The 16,987-nt window shown below is 65.6% G+C and carries 11 protein-coding genes and 1 pseudogene; 6 read left to right on the top strand and 6 right to left on the bottom strand.

The window, feature by feature from the left end:
• Positions 1-18: 18 nt before the first annotated feature.
• From G3N59_RS34750 to nirB, 3 genes are read right to left on the bottom strand one after another with little or no spacing between them, the layout of a single operon-like run.
• Positions 19-4,173 (bottom strand): bifunctional nitrate reductase/sulfite reductase flavoprotein subunit alpha, encoded by a 4,155-nt coding sequence (locus tag G3N59_RS34750; protein ID WP_205987425.1) that lies wholly within the window; start codon positions 4,171-4,173, stop codon positions 19-21.
• Positions 4,174-4,215: 42 nt separating this feature from the next.
• Positions 4,216-4,563 (bottom strand): nitrite reductase small subunit NirD, encoded by a 348-nt coding sequence (nirD, locus tag G3N59_RS34745; RefSeq protein WP_205987455.1) that lies wholly within the window; start codon positions 4,561-4,563, stop codon positions 4,216-4,218.
• Between the two features lie 29 nt (positions 4,564-4,592).
• A complete protein-coding gene (gene nirB, locus G3N59_RS34740; protein ID WP_205987454.1) occupies positions 4,593-7,181 on the bottom strand; it encodes a nitrite reductase large subunit NirB in 2,589 nt (862 codons plus the stop codon).
• A 610-nt stretch (positions 7,182-7,791) separates the two neighbouring features.
• On the opposite strand from nirB, the gene cobA reads away from it, so the two are divergent.
• Complete coding sequence (cobA, locus tag G3N59_RS34735) at positions 7,792-8,565, top strand: uroporphyrinogen-III C-methyltransferase (RefSeq protein ID WP_205987423.1); 774 nt, start codon at positions 7,792-7,794, stop codon at positions 8,563-8,565.
• Between the two features lie 7 nt (positions 8,566-8,572).
• On the opposite strand, the gene G3N59_RS34730 is transcribed toward cobA, so the two are convergent.
• From G3N59_RS34730 to G3N59_RS34720, 3 genes are all read right to left on the bottom strand, one after another.
• The gene (locus tag G3N59_RS34730) at positions 8,573-9,337 is read right to left on the bottom strand and encodes a glycosyltransferase family 2 protein (RefSeq protein WP_205987422.1); all 765 of its coding nucleotides are present in this window, start codon (positions 9,335-9,337) and stop codon (positions 8,573-8,575) included.
• A gap of 108 nt (positions 9,338-9,445) precedes the next feature.
• Complete coding sequence (gene fabG / locus G3N59_RS34725; protein ID WP_205987453.1) at positions 9,446-10,162, bottom strand: 3-oxoacyl-ACP reductase FabG; 717 nt, start codon at positions 10,160-10,162, stop codon at positions 9,446-9,448.
• A 78-nt stretch (positions 10,163-10,240) separates the two neighbouring features.
• Positions 10,241-10,501: a phosphopantetheine-binding protein gene (locus G3N59_RS34720; protein ID WP_205987420.1), complete on the bottom strand. Its 261-nt coding sequence runs from the start codon at positions 10,499-10,501 to the stop codon at positions 10,241-10,243.
• 578 nt (positions 10,502-11,079) lie between these two features.
• Between G3N59_RS34720 and G3N59_RS34715 the strand changes: the two genes are divergently transcribed.
• The 5 genes and pseudogenes from G3N59_RS34715 to G3N59_RS34695 all read left to right on the top strand — a co-directional run.
• The gene (locus G3N59_RS34715) at positions 11,080-11,748 is read left to right on the top strand and encodes a hypothetical protein (protein WP_205987419.1); all 669 of its coding nucleotides are present in this window, start codon (positions 11,080-11,082) and stop codon (positions 11,746-11,748) included.
• A gap of 81 nt (positions 11,749-11,829) precedes the next feature.
• Positions 11,830-13,659 (top strand): AMP-binding protein, encoded by a 1,830-nt coding sequence (locus tag G3N59_RS34710; protein ID WP_205987418.1) that lies wholly within the window; start codon positions 11,830-11,832, stop codon positions 13,657-13,659.
• A gap of 155 nt (positions 13,660-13,814) precedes the next feature.
• Positions 13,815-14,654: pseudogene (locus G3N59_RS34705) on the top strand (acyl-CoA synthetase); the annotation flags it as partial.
• Positions 14,655-14,884: 230 nt separating this feature from the next.
• Positions 14,885-15,541, top strand: coding sequence for an outer membrane lipoprotein carrier protein LolA (locus tag G3N59_RS34700; RefSeq protein WP_205987417.1), 657 nt, complete (start codon positions 14,885-14,887; stop codon positions 15,539-15,541).
• Positions 15,542-15,617: 76 nt separating this feature from the next.
• The coding region (locus tag G3N59_RS34695) for an MMPL family transporter (protein WP_205987415.1) at positions 15,618-16,987 on the top strand (1,370 nt) is incomplete at its 3' end.

Below are 16,987 nucleotides of genomic sequence, written 5' to 3'. Positions count from 1 at the left end.
AGTTCGCCTTTGGCAAGATCAGTACACGTCGCGCACATAACGGCGCTCGCGCGACATCTGGCCGACGTATTCGCCGGCGGCATCGTCGCTCATGCCGCCGTGCTGCGCAACGACCGTCCTGAGTGCGGCGTCCACATCCTTCGCCATGCGGCTCGCGTCGCCGCAGACATAGAAGTGGGCGCCCTCTTCCAGCCATGACCAGAGCTGCGCGCCGTTTTCGCGCATACGGTCCTGCACGTAGACCTTTTCATGCTGATCGCGCGAGAACGCGAGATCGAGTTTATTCAGCAGGCCGTCGCCGCGCATTGCTTCGAGTTCGTCGCGGTAATAAAAGTCCGTTGCCGCGTGTTGCTCGCCGAAGAACAGCCAGTTGCGGCCCGAATCGCCCCGCGCGCGACGCTCGTGCAGAAACGCGCGGAACGGTGCAACGCCGGTGCCGGGACCGACCATGATCATCGGCGTGTCGCCACTGCGTGGCGGACGGAAATGCGTGCTCTTTTGCACGAATACCGGCACGCTGCCCGCCGTCGCGCGATCGGCGAGGAAAGTCGACGCCACGCCTTTTCGATCGCGCCGCCCGTTGTGATAACGCACGGCGGAAACGGTCAGATGCACTTCGCCCGCGTGCGCCTTCGGGCTCGATGAAATCGAATAAAGCCGCGGCTGCAGACGCTTGAGCATGCCGGTCAATTCACGCGCCGAGAGTTCGACGGGATACTCGTGCAGCACATCGGCGAGTTGTTGTCCCCACAACCAGTTTTTCAGATCCGATTTGCGGTCGTCGTGCAGCAGATCGCTCAGGCCCTGACCACGCGCACGCGCGGCGATCAGCGCAAGCGCATCGGCACCGGGACGGGCGATTTCATAGTGATGGCTCAAGGCATCGGCGAGACGAACATCGCCCACGCCCGGCACATCCACGGGCGTATCGGCGTGCAGATGCGTCAGTGCGAGCACTTCGTCGACCAGCGCCGGGCAGTTTGTCGGCCATACGCCCAGCGCATCGCCCGCTTCGTATTCGATGCCCGCTTCGCCAGTCGCCAGCGAGAAGTAACGCGTGTCCTTGCTCGCGCCCTGCATGTTCAGGCGCACGTTGGCCACCAGGCGCGACGCGGCCGGACGCGTCTTGGTCGGCGCACAGCCCGGCAACACTTCGGGAATCGATCCGCCCGCGGGCACGGCATGCAGCGCCGCGTCTTCCTCCTTGATGCGCGCCGTGACGCGTTCGAGCCAGGCGTCGGCGGTACTCTGGAATTCGCTGTCGCAATCGACGCGCGCCATCAAACGCTGCGCGCCCAGCGCCTCCAGACGCGTATCCAGATTGCGCCCGTGGCCGCAGAACTGGTCGTAGTTGCGATCGCCCAGCGCGAGCACGGCATAGCGCAGCGAAGCGAGACGCGGGGCATTGTCGGCCTTCAGCGCGCTCCAGAACGGCTCGCCATTATCGGGTGAATCGCCGTCGCCGAAAGTGCTGGTCATCAGCAGTACGTACTGTGCCTTTTCCAGATTCGCGAGCGTGTAATCGGCCATGCAGGCCGTGCGAATCTCGCAGCCCGATTCCATCAATTGCGTGGCGTAGCGCTCGACCAGCGACTCGACGTTGCCGGTTTGCGAGGCCCAGAGCAGCACGACTTTCGGGCGCGTGTGCGCGATGCGCACGCTGCCTTGCTGCTCGTCCTGCGGCCTGGCGGCTTCGATCAACGGCGCGACGCGCGATGGCGCGCGGCTGAATAAGCCCGCGAGCAAGCCATCCACCCACGCGCGTTTTGCAGCGGTCATCGGCGCATGTTGGGGAAGCAATGGCACCGCAGCGTCGGCGGACTCGTTGCGCGACGCGCGCAGGCCGTTCACAAAACCCGCGAGATAAAGCCGCTCGGTTTCGCTGAGCGTCGGCGCGGGCGTCGCGCCGAGGTCGAGTAGGTTCGCAAAGGCATCGATTCGGGTCATGTCGAATTCCTGGGGCAACGCCGCTTCATGGGTCTCTTGCGTGGCGGTCTGCGCGTCGTGAATATCGCGCGCATCGGGTTCGACCACGACAGGCTCGGGCGCGACGCGCGTGAGCGCGACGGCGCAGAATTTCAATTCGGGCTGCTGGGAAATGGCGTCGATCGCATCGCTCGTCACAGCGTTGACGCAAAGATCGTCGCCGAATACGTCGTTCCAGTGCATCGGCGCGAAGCAATTGCCGGGCTGCACGCGGTCGGTGACCACTGCGGGCAGCACCACGCGTCCGCGACGCGAACGCACTTCCACGCGGTCCTTTGCCGCGATGCCGAGCGCACCGGCATCTTCGGGATGAATCTCGACAAACGGCGCGGGATTGAGCTTGTTGAGCATCGCCACCTTGCCGGTCTTCGTCATGGTGTGCCACTGATGCTGCAAGCGCCCCGTGTTGAAGACGATCGGATACGTGCCATCGGGCAGTTCGGCAGGCGCCACGTGCGGGCGCGCGAAGAAAACGCCCTTGCCATGCGGCGTGGCGAAGACGATGCGCGGTTCGCCGTCGCGAGCGGCATCATTCAGATAACGAATGGGATTGCGATCGCTTTTCGCATCGGGCGCGCACGGCCATTGCAGCGGCGTTTCGCGCAGCTTCGCGTGGCTCACACCGCGCAGATCGTAGCCGGTCTTCGGGTTCGAAAAGCCGACGATCTCATCGAAAACTTCAGCCGCGCTCGCATAGCTGAATGCCGCTTCAAAACCCATTGCGCAGGCCACGCGCGCGATGATCTGCCAGTCGGGCAACGCTTCGCCCGGCGACTCGACGGCGCGCTGCGTGAGCGTCATATTGCGCTCGGAGTTGATCATCACGCCTTCGGCTTCGGCCCACAGCGCGCCGGGCAGCAAGACATCGGCGTATTGATTGGTTTCCGTGTCCAGAAACGCATCCTGGGCGATCACGAGTTCGGCGGCGCGCAGACCCGCCATCACGGTCTGACGATTCGCAACCGAAGCCACCGGATTCGTGCAGATGATCCAGCAAGCCTTGATTTCGCCTGCCGCCATGCGCGAAAACATGTCGATGGTGCCGCCGCCCAGCTTGGTCGTGAGCGTGCCTTGCGGCACTTGCCAGCGCGCCTCCACGAAGGCGCGATCATCTTCGGACAGGACCGAACGCTGCCCCGGCAGGCCCGGACCCATATAGCCCATTTCGCGCCCGCCCATCGCATTGGGCTGGCCCGTGAGCGAAAACGGCCCGCTGCCGGGACGGCAGATCTTGCCCGTCGCCAGATGCAGATTGCAGAGCGCGTTGGTGCTCCACGTGCCGTGCGTGCTCTGATTCAGGCCCATGGTCCAGCAACTCATCCACTCGGGCGCAGCGCCGATCATCTGCGCAGCGCGGCGGATATCGGCTTCATCGAGCCCGGTGATGGCCGCCACTTTCTCCGGCGTGTAATCGGCGAGAAATGCGGGCATCGCGTCCCAGCCTTGCGTGTACTGCGCGATGAAATCGGTGTCCGTATGACCGTTTTCGTGCAGCAGATACAGCAGGCCGTTGAGCAGCGCGAGATCGGTGCCGGCCTTGATCGGCAGATAGAGCGAGGCTTTATCCGCGGTGGCCGTGCGGCGCGGGTCGACCACGATCAGCTTCGCGCCGGCCTTCACGCGATCCATCATGCGCAGAAAAAGGATCGGATGGCAGTCCGCCATATTCGCGCCGATCACGAAGAAACAATCGGCGCGATCGAAATCCTGATACGAACCCGGCGGGCCATCCGCGCCCAGCGAAAGCTTGTAGCCGCTGCCCGCGCTCGCCATGCAAAGACGCGAATTCGATTCGATATTGTTGGTGCCGACAAAGCCCTTCGCGAGTTTGTTGACGAGGTATTGCGCCTCGATCGACATCTGGCCGGAGACATAGAACGAGAGGGCATCGGGACCATGCGCGTCGAGCGTCGCGCGCAGACGCGCCGCCGTATCGGCGATCGCCTGGGCGATGGGCAACGGCACCGGGTCTTCGTCGCGCGCGCGGCGCACGAAGGCGCGTTCGAGCCGCCCCGATTTGCGCAGCGCCACGTGCGCCGACGAGCCCTTGGTGCAGAGCCGCCCGAAATTGCTCGGGTGCTCGGTATCGCCGGAGATCTTCTTGACCTCGCCGTCCTCGACGTGCAGCACCATGCCGCAACCCACGCCGCAATAAGGACACACGGTCTTGACGCTCTTGCCCGTCATATCGATCTCTTACCCGTTCGTTTCAAGCGAATTCAAGTTGCGTTAAGCGGCCACCCAAACCTGGCCGTCTTGCACGCGCGTGGCGAATGCATTCACCGAACTGCGCGGCTCTTCCAGGCATTCGCCCGTAGCGAGATCGAAGTGATGCTTGTAGATCGGCGACGCCACCACGATGCGCTCGCCCAGACTCCCCACCAGCCCGCGCGACAGCACCGCGGCCTGCGAATTCGGATCGTAATTACCGATGGCAAACACGCGCGCTTCGCCATCGTCGATATGAAATACGGCGATCTGCTCGCCCTTCACGAGCGCGCACACGCCCGTATTCGGCACGATTTCCTCGAGCTGGCAGACCGGCACCCAGCTTTCCGCGAACATGGACTGGTTCATGTCATTCATTCTGGATTCCTCTCTAGTATTTAAACTGCCTCGACAACCACGGGAATATCGGCCAGCGTATTTCGTTGCGCACGCACCGGAATCTGTTCGCGCTCCTCGAGCGTCGCCGGGCGAATCTGGCCGCGCTCCTCCACGAAGGTCACATGCTGATCGCCTTCTTCGCTATTGACGAAGTGGCGGAAGCGGCGACGCGTTTGCGGATCGGTCACGGCTTTTTTCCATTCGCATTCGTAGGTGTCCACCACGAGCTGCATTTCCGCTTCGAGCTCCGCACCAATGCCGAGCTTGTCGTGCACGATCACGTCGATCAGATAATCGAGGCCGCCTTCGAGGTTGTCGCGCCACACGCTGGTGCGTTGCAGACGGTCTGCCGTGCGGACATAGAACATCAGGAAACGGTCGATATAGCGCTCCAGCGTGGCGCGATCGAGATCCGCTGCGAGCAGTTCCGCGTGGCGCGGCTTCATGCCGCCATTGCCGCAGACATAGAGATTCCAGCCCTTTTCCGTGGCGATCACGCCCACATCCTTGCCCTGCGCTTCCGCGCATTCGCGCGTGCAACCGGACACGCCAAACTTGATCTTGTGCGGCGCGCGCAGGCCTTTGTAGCGGTTCTCCAGCGCAATCGCGAGCCCCACCGAATCGCCCACGCCAAAGCGGCACCACGTCGATCCCACACACGATTTCACCGTGCGCAGCGCCTTGCCATAAGCGTGACCAGATTCAAAACCGGCTTCGATCAGTTCTTCCCAGATAAAAGGCAATTGCTCGACGCGTGCACCGAAAAGATCGACGCGCTGACCGCCCGTGATCTTGGTATAGAGACCGTATTTCTTCGCCACCATGCCCACGGCGATCAGCCCTTCGGGCGTCACCTCACCGCCCGCCATGCGCGGCACCACCGAATAGGTGCCGTCGCGCTGGATATTGGCGAGGTAATAGTCGTTCGAATCCTGCAGGCTCGCGTGTTCCTTCTTGAGCACGAACTCATTCCAGCACGAAGCCAGAATGCCGGCTACGGCAGGCTTGCAGATATCGCAGCCCAGACCGTGACCATGCTTTGCGAGCAGCGCGCCGAACGTCTTGATCTGCTCGACGCGAACGAGGTGATAAAGCTCCTGACGCGAATACGGGAAGTGCTCGCAGAGATGATTGTTGACGGCCACGCCCTGACGCTTCATTTCCGACTTCATGACCTGCGTAACGAGCGGCACGCAGCCGCCGCACGACGCGCCCGCGCAGGTTGCGGCCTTCATCGCGCCGATGCTGGTCGCGCCTTCGCGCACGGCGGCGCAGATCTGCGCCTTCGACACGTTATTGCACGAGCAGATCTGCGCGGCTTCGGGCAAGGCTTCCACGCCGAGCGCGGGCTTGGCCTTGCCGTCGGCTTGCGGCAGGATCAGGAATTCGGGCGCTTCCGGCAACTCGATACCGTTGAGCATCATCTGCAACAGCGTGCCGTATTCGCCCGCGTCGCCCACCATCACCGCGCCCAGCAGCTTCTTGCCGCATTCGGACACGACGATCTTCTTGTAGACCGCGCGGCGTTCATCGGCGAAACGGTACGAGCGGCTGCCTGCCGTCTTGCCGTGTGCATCGCCAATGCTTGCCACATCCACGCCCATCAGCTTGAGCTTGGTGCTCATGTCGGCGCCCGCGAAATCCTGCGCGACGTCGCCCGCCAGCGCCTTCGCGACGATGCGCGCCATGTCGTAGCCCGGCGCGACCAGACCGAAAATCTGCCCTTGCCACAGCGCGCATTCGCCGATGGCGTAGATATCGGCGTCGCTCGTACGGCATGCATCGTCGATCACGATGCCGCCGCGCGGGCCCACTTCGAGGCCGCAGGCACGCGCCAGTTCGTCGCGCGGACGAATGCCCGCCGAGAATACGATCATGTCGGTTTCGAGGTGCGTGCCATCGGCGAACACCATGCGATTCGCGGCGCTTTCGCCATCGACGATCGCCGTGGTGTTCTTTTGCGTATGCACGCTCACGCCCAGCGCCTCGATCTTGCCGCGCAGCATGCGCCCGCCGTCGTCGTCCACTTGCACGGTCATCAGGCGCGGCGCGAATTCGACCACATGAGTTTGCAGGCCGAGATCGCGCAGCGCTTTCGCGCATTCGAGGCCCAACAGGCCGCCGCCCACCACCACGCCGGTTTGTGCGCTCGCGCCACGCGCCTGCATGGCTTCCAGATCTTCGATCGTGCGATACACAAAGCAGTCCGAACGATTATTACCTTCGATAGGCGGCACGAACGGCGAAGAACCGGTGGCCATCACCAGCTTGTCGTAGACGAGCGTTTCGCCGTTCGACACGCTGACCGTGCGCGCGGCACGGTCGATCGACACGACCTTCGCGTCGAGCACGAGGCGCACGCGATCGCGCACATCGTCGCGCTCGAAAAAGCCTGCGCTCACGAGCGAAAGATCGTCGGCGCTTTTGCCTGCGAAGAATTCGGAGAGATGCACGCGGTCATAGGCCGGGCGCGGCTCCTCGCAGAGCACGGTGACGCGCAGCGGCTGTCCCGTTTGCGCGGCATTGGCGAGCACGCTTTCCAGAAACTTGTGGCCCACCATGCCGTGGCCGATGACGACGACGTTCAGAGCGTCCGTTGCGAGCGTAGATTGCGTCATGCCTGTGCACCCTGCTAGAGAGAAAATAAAAAAAGCGTCCCGCAAATCCCGCTTCAAGGAAGCCAGATTCAGGGGACGCCGTTGTCCTGTGTTCAATCGAATTGTCCTGCCTGCTGCCCGCATGATTTGCGGTGCAGCAGCCGGATCGCCATTGATCCGGGTTCGCAGGTCTTTATGCAAGCGTTGTGCCAATGCGGATGAAATCGGCGCAATGCCTTTCGCCGTGGGCGTTTGCGCCGCTCGCGCGATGATCGGGCACGATCGGCGCGCTGATTCACGACGATGCAGGCGGGCACAAGTTTGGTGCCGTGCAGCACGGCGGCTGTGCGCTTTCGGTGCGGTTTCCGGTGCGTGCAAGCGGCTGAAACGAAGCCATCACGCGCGATCACGCAGCGGCGGGCGTTGGTCTGGAACTTGCGTTATTCGACGCAACCGGCAACGATGCCGGTACGCGCAGTACGGTTAGACATCGCAGGAATGGACAACGGCGTCCCCTCGTCACTCATGGCGAGCGGACGCCGTTTGCATTTGAAGCGCAAGATAGACAGTGCGTCACAACGCACGCCATCAAGGACGAAACATGAACGACGCAACGGGCAAGGTCACATTGTTGAGCGCAGGTCCGGGCGACCTCGACCTGCTCACGCTCAAGGCCGCGAAAGCGCTCGCGCGCGCGCATATCGTGCTGCTCGACGATCTCGTCAATCCAGAGATCGCTTCGCTGGCCCCGCAGGCGCGCATCATCAAGGTCGGCAAACGCGGCGGCTGCAGATCCACGCCGCAGGCGTTCATCGAACGTCTGATGGTGCGCTACGCGCGCAAGGGTCACGATGTCGTGCGCGTCAAAGGCGGCGACGCGCTGCTGTTCGGCCGCGCGGGCGAAGAACTCGCGGCGCTGCATCGAGCGGGCGTGCCGTTTGAAATCGTCAATGGGGTGTCGTCGGCATTCGCGGCGGCGGCGGGCTTAGGCGTCTCGCTCACGCATCGCGATCATTGCCAGGGCGTGATCTTCGTGACCGCGCATCTGCGCGACCATAGCGAACCCGACTGGCGCGCGCTCGCGGCCACGCAGATGACGCTCGCCATCTATATGGGCATGAGCCGGATCGACGGCTTGTGCGCAACGCTCGCGCAGGTGCTGCCGGGCGCTACGCCAGCGGCGGTCGTGCAATGGGCAGGCACGGCGCAGGAGCGCCGCGTGATGGGCACGCTCGGCGATATTGCGGAACGGGCGCATGCGGCCGGACTCGGCAGCCCGGCGATCATTCTGGTGGGCGACGCAATTGGCGAAGCAATTGCGCTGACGGGATTCGATGCGCACACAACGAACGTGCCGATGCTGCGCCGTGCGTGAAGCGCGATTAGCGCAGCACTTTCTTCGCCACCATGAACGGCAGGCGCACGCCGAATCCGGCCACGAGCCGCAGATGCATCCACGAAAGCAGCAGATTGTCGCGCGCGTAATTGAAGTGCGAGACGCCGCCTTCGTGCGCGCTGAAGTAACGCACGGGCGCTTCGATCTGGATCGGCCGCACGCCGGCCCAGCACAGGCGCACGGCGGCTTCGGGATCGAAGTCGAAACGGCGCATCCATGCATGGCTGCGCATGATGGTCATGAGCGGCGCGATCGGATAGACACGGAAGCCATACAGCGAATCGCCGATACCGGCCCACAGCGTTTCGAAGTCGGCGAGCATGTTCGAGAGCCGACGGCCCTGCACGCGCAGTTGCGGCGCGCTTGCGTCGAATTTGGGGCGGCCCAGCACCATCGCTGCGCGATCGGCTTGCGAGGCGGCCATGAAGCGCGGAATCAGATCGGCGGGATGCTGGCCGTCCGAGTCCATCGTGAGCACGTGCGTGAAGCCTTGCGCCGCGGCGGCTTCCATGCCCGCGAGCACCGCCCCGCCCTTGCCGCGATTGGCGGGCAGCACGATCACGTGCAGGCCGGGATCGCCGGCCGCCATCGCCTGAAGGCGCTCGGCGCTGCCGTCGGTGCTGCCGTCCACGACCACCCAGACCGGGTTCCATTGCGCACGCGCGGCGCGCACGGTTTCATCGACCTTGACGCCCGGGTTGTAGCTCGGGATCAGGACAAGATGGCTGGTGGAAGCGGCTGGCGTGGACATGGCGAACGCAATACTGACAAAGTTGAATGACCCGGCGAAGACAGATGCCCGCGGGTTCGGGATCGGGTTGAAGCGGCGATCGGCTAAAGGGGCTAACGACGTCCGGACTCAGGCCAGCCCGCCGTTGATCGACAGCACCTGCCCGGTCACATAGGCGGCGGCATCGGACACGAGATAGGCGACCATGCCGGCCACTTCCTCGGGCTGACCGGCGCGCTGCGCGGGCACCAGTTGCTTGATGCGCTCGGCGGGAAAAGCGTCCTCGGCCATCGGCGAAGCGATGATGCCCGGCGCGATCGCATTGACGGTGATGCCGCGCGATGCGACTTCGAGCGACAGCGCCCGGGTCGCGCCAATCAGGCCGGCCTTGGCCGCCGAATAGTTGACCTGACCGCGATTGCCCATCACACCCGCCAGCGAGGCGATATTGACGATGCGCCCGCGACGCGTGCGGATCATCGGCAACATCAGCGGCTGCGTGACGTTGAAGAAGCCGTTGAGCGATACGTCGATCACCCGGCGCCACTGCTCGCGCGACATGCCCGCGAGCGGTGCATCGTCGTGAATGCCGGCGTTGTTGACGAGAATCTGCACGGGCGCGTCTTCGATCAACCGTTCGAGCGCGGCCTGGGCGGCGTCGGCGTCGGTCACGTCGAAGGCAATCGCCTGGGCCTGACCGCCTGCATCGACGATACGTTGCGCGACGGCCTGCGCATCGTCCAGACGCCGGTTCGCGTGCACCCAGACTTCATGGCCGGCTTCGGCCAGCGCGGCGCAGATGGCCTGACCGATCGAGCCGCTGCCGCCGGTCACGAGCGCCCGCATGGGCTTATCTCTCGGCTTGTCCTTGTGCATGTCAGTCCCCGTTATGCGATGGCGGCGCGACGGCAGCGCAAGCGCCGCTCAGCGCGTGCGATGCGCCTCGACGTAGGCCGACAAGGCGCCCAGCGTCGCGTAGATTTTTTCGTTATCCGGATTGTCCGAACGCAGCTCGAAACCGTACTTCTTCGAGATCAGCAGCGCGATTTCCAGAATATCGATGGAATCGAGCCCAAAGCCTTCGCCATAGAGCGGGGTCTCGGCCGTGACATCCGCGATCGCGATGTCTTCGAGATTCAGTTCACCGACGATCAACGTCGCGAGTTCGTGTTCCAGTGGGTTCATGTGCGTGCGTGAGAAGCGTGAGATGAGGGGCGCGCAACGGCTCGGAATGCTCACGAGCGGCAGCCGCCATCGGTTATAGTCCGGCTCCCGGCGCCAGCCCCTGATTTTAGGGTTCGTTTGGTAAAAGTTACGCGGATTCTAGACGAAGGGTATCGGGGCGTATACGGGGAGGCCTTCCGAAAGGTTACAGAGGGTCGGGCACAGGCCGTGTGGCTTTGAGCACGCAAAGTCGCGTCGCGCCTGAAGGGCGGTGGGCCGACCTCGCTGCGGCGATTGCCGGCGCCTGCGCGGTGTCATACAAACGGTTACAAAGCGCCCAGAAGGCTTACCGAGGAAGCCGGCCGGGCATCTTAAAATACGCCTGCCCCGAATTATGGGCCGCAGATTGATATGACATAACTGAGTTCGTGAGCGAAGCCGCTATCTCGTAAGCGAACTGAAAACTCCCGCAGCCACCATAGACCAGGACTCCCGACGATCATGCTCCGCCCGCCCGTTCGCGCCCGTTTTGCCTGTTCCGCGCGTCATGCCCCGGCCTGCCATGCAGTGCGCGAGGGCGTGCGTGCAGGAGCCGCGCAATGAGCGCGGGCGGCGCAGTGGTGCGCACGGGGCTGGGCATCGCGGCGGTGATCGCGTATCAGGTGCTCGCGCATCATGCGGTCGCCACGCCTGGCGAACAGGGTCTGGGGCTCGCGATGGCCTTGATTCCGCCGCTGTTGCTCGCGCTGGGCGCAGCCGCGAAATCGCCGCGCCGGGCGTGGCTCCTGCCGCTCTGGGTGGCGGGCGCGTGCGCGCTCTGGGGAGCGCGCACGCCGCTTGCTCAGCAGTTTGAATGGGGCCTGTACATCGAACACGCGAGCTTCAATCTGGGCATGGCGCTGCTGTTCGGGCGCACGCTGGCTGCCGGACGCACGCCGTTGTGCACGCAGTTCGCGTCGATGTTGCATACCCGGGACGGCAGCGCGCTCGCACCGGCGATTGCGCGCTACACGCGGCAGATCACGCTTGCATGGACGCTGTTTTTTGTCGCGACCGCCGCGGTATCGACGCTGATGTTTGCCTTCGCGCCGATCGTCGACTGGGCGACCTTCGCGAATTATCTGGCGCTGCCGCTGGTGGGCGTGATGTTCGTCGCCGAGCATGCGTGCCGGCGTTTCGCGCTGCCGGGCGAACGGCGCGCGGGCATGATGGAATCGGTGCGCGCTTACCGGGCGTCGTCCGGCGCGGCGAACGCGGGCCGAACGTGAACTGAAGGTCCGCACGCGCACTGAATGAATGATCGACCGGCACGTCGTATCGCTGGTCCCTGTTTTCGTATCAACCGATTTATGCAGACTCATCCGCTGGTTTCTCACACCTCGCCCCGTCAGGTCATCGCCTGGCGCGACGGCTCGCCGGTCACGGTGCGCGCGTTCCTCGCCGAAGTCGCGCGAGTTGCGGCTGCGCTGCCGCCGGGCACGCACGTGCTCAACGTTTGCCGCGACCGTTACCGTTTCGCGGTGAGTCTGTGCGCGGCGCTGGTGTCGGGCCGCATCAGCCTGCTGCCTTCGACGCTCACGCCGGAAATGGTGCGCCAGATCGCATCGTTCGCCCCCGATGCGTTCTGCCTCTACGACGCGCCCCACTGCAGCATCGATCTGCCGCAAGTGCGCTATCCGGCGGCCCCGCAAGCGGCAGATTCCGCGGATTACGCCGACCCGGCTCATGCGCCCTTCGACGTCCCGCAGATCGACGCCGAACGCGTGATGGCCTACGTTTTCACGTCCGGTTCGACCGGCACGCCGGTGCCGCATCGCAAGACCTGGGGCTTTCTCGTCGGCGCCATGAAGGCTTCGGCCGTGCGCCTGGGTCTCGCCGCACCAGGTCTCGCCGATCACACCGGCGCCACGCCGACGATCATCGGCACCGTGCCGGCGCAGCATATGTACGGCTTCGAAACGACGGTGCTGCTGCCGCTGATCGCGGGACTCGCGTTCAGCAACCGCCAGCCGTTCTATCCCGAGGACATCCGCAGCGAACTGGCCGCCATCCCGCAGCCGCGCGTGCTGGTGACTTCGCCGATCCATCTGCGCGCGCTGCTCGCCAGCGACGCCGCCGTGCCCGACGCCGCACTCGTGCTCAGCGCCACCGCGCCGCTCGCGGCAAAGCTCGCCAGCGATGCCGAAGCGCGCCTGCACGCGCCGCTCGTCGAGATCTACGGCAGCACGGAAACCGGCCAGATCGCCACGCGCCGCACGGCGCAGGGCGCGACGTGGACGCTCTACGACGCCATCCGCCTCGAAGCGCGCGACGATGCCAGCGCCGCGCAGGACGACGGCCCGAGCGTGTGGGCGTCCGGCGGCCACATCGAAACGCCGGTGCCGATGGGCGACGCGCTCGAACTGCTCGATACGCATCGTTTCCTGCTGCACGGCCGCAAGGCGGATCTGATCAATATCGCGGGCAAGCGCACGTCGCTGGCGTATCTGAATCATCAACTCAACGCGATCGACGGCGTGACGGACGGCGTGTTTTTCATGCCCGACGAAGGCGCTCGCGCCACGCCCGCCGCGGAGCCGGTCACGCGCCTTGTGGCGCTGGTGGTCGCGCCCGCGCTGGACGCCGCGCGTCTGCAACGCGCGCTACGCGAGCGCATCGACGCGGCGTTCATGCCGCGTCCGCTGATCTTCGTCGATGCACTGCCGCGCAACGAAACCGGCAAGCTCCCGCACGACGTCCTCGCGGCGCTGGTCGCGCGACATACGCGCGGCGGGGGCCGAAATGGCACACAGCCCGACGCACAGATCGACGCAGAAGCCGCCGTAAAACCCGCCCTGAATTTCACGATTGCCGCCGATCACCCCGCGCTGCCCGGACATTTCCCGGGCCATCCGATCGTGCCGGGCGTCGTGCTGCTCGATCACGCCATCGACGCGATCGGTGCGGCGCTCGATCGTCCGTTCGACACCTGGCGTCTGAGCGCGGCGAAGTTCCTGAGCCCCGCCGCGCCCGGCGACGCGCTCGAGGTCGAGTTCGACACCCAGGCGAGCGGCGCGATCCGCTTCACCGTGCGCGCCGGCGCGCGCGCTGTCGCGAGCGGTACGCTCTCGGCCGCCGCCAGCGCCATGCAAAACGTAAAGACTAGCGCGACAACCACGCAGGAAGGGCCGCAGCCATGACCCAGAACACTCGACGCACCGCTAGCAACGACCCGGGCGCTTGCGCAGAAAACCGCGCAGAAAGCGGCGCCGATAACCGCACCAGCAGCCACGCGGGCACCCGCACCGACTGGGCCCAGCGCGAGGAGCGCGGCAACGCGCTGCTGCTGCGCGCCATGACGTGGATTTCGCTGCGTCTGGGCCGCCGCGTCGCGCGCACGCTCGTGCATCTCACCGCCGCGTATTTCGTGCTGTTCTCGCCGCGCGCACGCGCCGCGTCGCGCGACTATCTGCGCCGCGTGCTCGGCCGTCCGGCCAACTGGCTCGATCTGTACCGCCACGTCTTCACCTTCGCGGTGACGATCCACGACCGCATCTACCTGATGAACCAGCGCTTCGACCTGTTCGACATCCGTCCCAAAGGTCATACGCTGGTGGACGAAGCACTCGCCAGCGGGCGCGGCGCGTTCCTGATGGGCGCACATCTGGGCAGCTTCGAAGTGGTGCGCGCGCTCGGCCGCACCAAGCCCGACTTGCGCGTGGTCGTGACGATGTACGAAGAAAACGCGCGCAAGATCAACGCGACGCTCGCCGCCGTCAACCCGGCCGCGCAACCGGAGGTGATCAGCCTCGGCCAGGTCGATTCGATGCTGCGCGTGAACCGGCGGCTCGACGAAAACTGCATGGTCGGCATGCTCGCCGACCGCACCCTGCTCGCCGACGACACCGCCGCGCTGCGCCGCATGGCCTTTCTCGGCGAGCCCGCCGCGTTTCCGCTCGGGCCGCTCTATATGGCCGCGATGCTCAAGCGTCCGGTGATCTTCATGACGGGCCTGTATCGCGGCGGCAATCGTTACGACGTGCACTTCGAAAAGCTCGCCGATTTCACCGACATCCCGCGCGAGCAACGTCAGGCGGCCATCGACGCGGCGCTGGTGCGCTACGTCGCGCTGCTCGACCGCTATTGCCGCAGCGCGCCGTATAACTGGTTCAACTACTTCGACTTCTGGCAGACGGCGCAGAAGCCGCAGGACGCGTCGGCGGAACAGACGCAGCCCAGCGCCCAAAGCGCGGAAGCCAAGGCAAAGAGCGCGGCGCTGGCCGCACGGCTCGCGCAGAACGCGTTTGCGGCCAGTAGCGCCAATCGGGCCGGCGGTGCGGTCGGCGCGGCCGCCCACGCGCAGACCCGCGCACCGGCGCGCCGCGACAAGACCGCCAGCCTCGCCACCCGGGAGACTTCCGACGCATGAGCGCCCTTCGCTTTCCTACGCTGCGCAACGTCACACGCGCGCTCGCCGTGTGTGTGCTGATGGGCGCGAGCCTCGCTCAAGCGGCGTCGCCTGCTGCGTCGGCTGCCTCGGCACCCGATGCAGGCTGGACGCTCGACCGCCTGATGTCCACGCTCGCGCAGCACAAGTCGGGCCGCGCCGCGTTCACCGAAACCAAGTACCTCGCAATCGCGACGCAACCGGTCGAATCGTCCGGCGAACTCTCCTTCGTCGCGCCCGACCACCTCGAAAAGAACACGCTCGCGCCCAAACCCGAGCATCTGGTCGTGGACGGCGACATGCTCACCGTCGATCGCAACAACCACAAGTACACGCTCGCGCTCGCCCGCTACCCGGAACTGGGCGCGTTTATCGAGAGCATCCGCGCGACGCTCACGGGCAACCGCTTCGCGCTGGAGCAGACCTACCAGGTCGCGCTTACCGGCAACGGCGACGACTGGACGCTCACGCTCACGCCGCGCGATTCGCAGATGCGCAAAACCGTTAGCGCAATCACGCTCGAAGGCACGCGCGATATGCTGCGCAGCGTAGCGATCCAGCAGGCGGGCGGCGATCATTCGGTGATGCGTCTGCGCCCGCTCGCGGCGTCGGCGTCGGCGTCGTCATCGAATTGAGCGCCAATCTGGCGACAACCCAGCGCCAACCGAGCCCCGCGCCCGCACCCCGCCTCAACCAGCCTGCCCGATCCGCATGAAACCCTCCCTCGAACCCAGCCTGCCCCGCCGCTGCCTGCAGGCGCTGCAACGCTGGGCTGTGCCCGTCTGGCTGCTGTTCCTGCTCGCCTGCGCCGCCGTGATCGCGCGCACGCCGTTCAGCACCGATCTGTCCGCCTTCCTGCCGAGCGCGCCCAGCGCCAGCCAGCGCGTGCTCGTCGATCAGTTGCGCGACGGCGTGGTCTCGAAGCTGATCCTCGTCGCCATCGAAGGCGGCGATCCGGCCACGCGCGCGCAGCTCTCGAAACAGGTCGCCGCCAGACTGCGCGCCGATCCGCAATTCGCCGCGCTGCATAACGGCGAAGCCGTCAACGACGCGCGCGACCAGCAGTTCGTTTTCACGCACCGCTATGCGCTGAGTCCCGCCGTCACGCCGCAGCATTTCACCGAGGCCGGCCTGCATGCGGCGCTGGGCGACAGTCTCGATCTGCTGAGTTCGTCGGCGGGCCTCGTCGCCAAAGATCTGCTGCCGCACGATCCGACCGGCGAAGTCGCCGCGCTCGTCAGCCAGCTCGATAGCGCCGCGCAGCCCGCGACCCAGGACGGCGTCTGGGCCTCGCGCGACGGCTCGCGCGCCGTGCTGGTGGCGCAAACCGCCGCCGCAGGTTCGGACACCGACGCCCAGGCCCGCGCCATCGACGCCATCCAGCACGCCTTCGATGCGGCTGCGGCGCAGGTGCCGGGCTCACCCGGCTACCGCCTCGTCATGAGCGGCCCCGGCGTGTTCTCGGTGCAGACGCGCGATGCGATCCGCCACGACGTCGAACGCATTTCCGTGCTCAGCCTTGCGCTGATCGTCGCGCTGCTGCTCACGCTCTACCGCTCGCCGCGCACGCTGGTGCTCGGGCTGCTGCCGGTGCTCTCGGGCGTGGCGGCGGGCATCGCGGCGGTGAGTCTCGCGTTCGGCACGGTGCAGGGGCTCACGCTCGGTTTCGGCACGACGCTGATGGGCGAAGCCGTCGATTACTCGATCTATCTGTTCGTGCAGTCGTCGCGCCCGCCCGCTGGCGCACGCGCGGCAGACTCGCTGCGCGCCTGGGTCGCGGCGTACTGGCCGACGATCCGTCTGGGCGTGCTGACCTCCGTGTGCGGCTTCGCGTCGATGCTGTTTTCGGGCTTCCCCGGCCTCGTGCAACTGGGCGCGTATTCGATCGCGGGCCTGGTGACGGCGGCGCTCGTCACGCGCTTCGTGCTGCCGCGTCTGCAAGGCGGCCCGGCGCTCACGCGCAGGCCGTCGAGATCGAGTTGCGTGGCGGCATCGGCGCGATCGAGATTGAACAGGGTCTGGAACAGCGGCGCGTGCGAGAGGTCGCGTTCCGTTTTCAGCAGATCGAGCAATTGCGCGAA

The organism is Paraburkholderia sp. Ac-20340 (assembly GCF_017104965.1).
Classification (GTDB): Bacteria; Pseudomonadota; Gammaproteobacteria; order Burkholderiales; family Burkholderiaceae; genus Paraburkholderia.
The sequence above is the reverse complement of the archived record's forward strand: the minus strand, read 5'-3'. Positions and strand labels throughout refer to the sequence as shown.

What these genes read in the sequence shown, in the direction of transcription:
- G3N59_RS34720 (WP_205987420.1), bottom strand. Translation starts at nt 10,501, where the DNA reads ATGAACCCACTGGAACACGAACTCGCGACGTTGATCGTCGGTGAACTG.
- nirD (WP_205987455.1), bottom strand. Translation starts at nt 4,563, where the DNA reads ATGAACCAGTCCATGTTCGCGGAAAGCTGGGTGCCGGTCTGCCAGCTC.
- G3N59_RS34715 (WP_205987419.1), top strand. Translation starts at nt 11,080, where the DNA reads ATGAGCGCGGGCGGCGCAGTGGTGCGCACGGGGCTGGGCATCGCGGCG.
- G3N59_RS34730 (WP_205987422.1), bottom strand. Translation starts at nt 9,337, where the DNA reads ATGTCCACGCCAGCCGCTTCCACCAGCCATCTTGTCCTGATCCCGAGC.
- G3N59_RS34750 (WP_205987425.1), bottom strand. Translation starts at nt 4,173, where the DNA reads ATGACGGGCAAGAGCGTCAAGACCGTGTGTCCTTATTGCGGCGTGGGT.
- fabG (WP_205987453.1), bottom strand. Translation starts at nt 10,162, where the DNA reads ATGCGGGCGCTCGTGACCGGCGGCAGCGGCTCGATCGGTCAGGCCATC.
- cobA (WP_205987423.1), top strand. Translation starts at nt 7,792, where the DNA reads ATGAACGACGCAACGGGCAAGGTCACATTGTTGAGCGCAGGTCCGGGC.
- G3N59_RS34700 (WP_205987417.1), top strand. Translation starts at nt 14,885, where the DNA reads ATGAGCGCCCTTCGCTTTCCTACGCTGCGCAACGTCACACGCGCGCTC.
- G3N59_RS34710 (WP_205987418.1), top strand. Translation starts at nt 11,830, where the DNA reads ATGCAGACTCATCCGCTGGTTTCTCACACCTCGCCCCGTCAGGTCATC.